Consider the following 2,002-nt stretch of genomic DNA (forward strand, 5'->3'; position numbering starts at 1 on the left):
TGTTGGGTCAATAGCATAGACTCGGCGTACTATGATGTCAAGCCTCTACAGACATGAAAAAGCGATTGTAGATCCATCGAGGCAGGCTTGTACTCATCTTAGGGGTGAGTAGTTACCAAAAAACAACCGGAATTATTCAAAAAGAAAATATATGATCTATCGGGACTAGACAGCTAGATCAAGGCTTGGATACAGCAACCGCATGGCGAATCAAGGAACGTCTCGATTGGATACGATTAGCCAAAACACCCAGAGCAGCCCGTTGGCGGATCACGCGGTTCATTGGATACGCTAGGGAGCTCATTGGAGATAGTGATCTGTTGGAGCCTGTGCGTAAGGCATTAGCGACTTTGGAGAACCATGCGGAGCGTGTAGTTCGCCGATGGACATCAACCTATACCAACGCACGAATGGAAGGGCTGAACAGCCTGTTCCAAGCAGCCAGAGCACGAGCCAGAGGCTATCGAAACAACCGAACTTTTATAACTATGATCTACATGATTGCCAGCCCGGCGGGTTCCATACTGAAATCCATATGAAACGTCGAAGAGCCAAAAGCTGCTTCGGGAACGCTTGGAAGAACATGAGTGGAAGATCACCGAAACTGCCGTGAGTCTTGGCATCAGCCGAAAAAATCTGTGGGAGAAAATGAAAAAGTACGGGATTCAGGTTGAGCAACAATAAGCCTTGATTTGACAATATCCGCAGCGCTTGTCGCAATTCGATTCAGTACACTGGCTGTATCGTCGATTGTTTGTATACAGCATCGCCCTATTCCATCAGATAGAGCATCATGAACGTTCATCATGTTGATTTATGCAGGAAAGAAGCCTGGGGACAGACTGTTTTGCGGTACGAGTGAGTTTTTGCATCAGGCGAAAGGGAATGTGGCTGATGCCGTATTGCGTACTTATATCGTCCAGTATTGCCTTCCAAAGGTGTGCGGTCATTTCAGCGTCGGCTAGTGCTCGATGGTAATTTCCATCACTGGGGAGGTTTTTGTAACGAACCAGGGTCTCCAGTTTGTGATTTGGCGCATTGGGGTAGATGCGACGGGCAGCCAGCATGGAACAGGCAAAAGGTTCATCCTGTACATGATGAATCCTCTCGAATTCAGACCTGAGGAATCGTGCATCAAAGGACGCATTGTGTGCAACCAATGAGAAATCCTGAACAAATTGGGCGAATGAGCACATGGTTTCTTCACAGGAAGGTGCATTTTGCAACATGCCATTGGTAATGCCTGTGAAGTCTTCAATAAAGAAACTGATTTTGCGACCGGGGTTCATCAGTTGCTGGAATCGGTCAACGATTACACCATCTACCAGCTTTACTGCGCCGATCTCGATAGCGCGGTTCCCGTGATCCGGAGACAAGCCTGTGGTCTCGAAATCGAGTACTACAACGGTGCTGGCGCTGGAATCCACGTCCACCAAACTACTTTGCGGGTGGATATTCCGCGTAGCTGGGGAGATCATCCGAACAGGACCATTCGGCACGGGAATCCCAGAAAATACGGGCCTGAGCCGGCAGGGGAGACGGTGAATCCAGTGATCCTGCCGGTATCAGCACAGCATGAAGCTGGGGTATCACACGTGGCATGGGGCTGCCACATTCGCTGCAAAAGCAGTTAAAAAACCGTTCCGCATCAGGAACCTTGTAAGATTTCAGCAGTGATTCACCCTGTGTCCAGGCAATGCCGGTATGCGGAGTCATCAGCAGATTGCTGGCATGGCCTGTGCCGCTGGATTTACGGCAACGTCCACAGTGGCAGTGATAGAAGCGCAAGGGCTTCCCGGTGACTTCGTATTGTACGCCGCCACATAGGCAGCGGCCTCTAACGGTGCTGGGCATAGTGTTTTCCTTTCTGGCAGGTGCTCAATACTACGCTATTTCCTGGTGTTGTTATCGGTGCTGATTCGGGCATCGAGCGAGCGGGTGTGGCAGATTCCTGGATCTTTCTGCTTTTGCCATGATATGTCAGTGGTCTAGAGTTTAGAGT

Annotated in this window: 3 protein-coding genes and 1 pseudogene; 2 read left to right on the plus strand and 2 right to left on the minus strand. The window is 49.7% G+C overall.

The annotated features are described in order from the left end of the window. Window positions 1-176: 176 nt before the first annotated feature. Both ACOCD2_RS17790 and ACOCD2_RS17795 read left to right on the plus strand, forming a co-directional pair. Window positions 177-539: pseudogene (locus ACOCD2_RS17790) on the plus strand (transposase); the annotation flags it as partial. A 19-nt stretch (window positions 540-558) separates the two neighbouring features. Beyond that, the gene (locus ACOCD2_RS17795; protein ID WP_293650039.1) at window positions 559-684 is read left to right on the plus strand and encodes a helix-turn-helix domain-containing protein; all 126 of its coding nucleotides are present in this window, start codon (window positions 559-561) and stop codon (window positions 682-684) included. A 107-nt stretch (window positions 685-791) separates the two neighbouring features. Here the strand turns inward: ACOCD2_RS17795 and ACOCD2_RS17800 are convergent, their stop codons facing one another. Together ACOCD2_RS17800 and ACOCD2_RS17805 are read right to left on the minus strand one after the other, a co-directional pair. After that, window positions 792-1,433, minus strand: coding sequence for a 3'-5' exonuclease (locus ACOCD2_RS17800; protein WP_308214497.1), 642 nt, complete (start codon window positions 1,431-1,433; stop codon window positions 792-794). A gap of 4 nt (window positions 1,434-1,437) precedes the next feature. Continuing rightward, entirely contained in the window at window positions 1,438-1,854 is a 417-nt protein-coding gene (locus ACOCD2_RS17805) for a GFA family protein (protein ID WP_293650038.1), read from the minus strand. Window positions 1,855-2,002: the final 148 nt, after the last annotated feature.

The sequence above is a fragment of the Thiolapillus sp. genome, from assembly GCF_048562965.1.
In the GTDB taxonomy this organism is placed as follows: domain Bacteria; phylum Pseudomonadota; class Gammaproteobacteria; order Chromatiales; family Chromatiaceae; genus Thiolapillus; species Thiolapillus brandeum_A.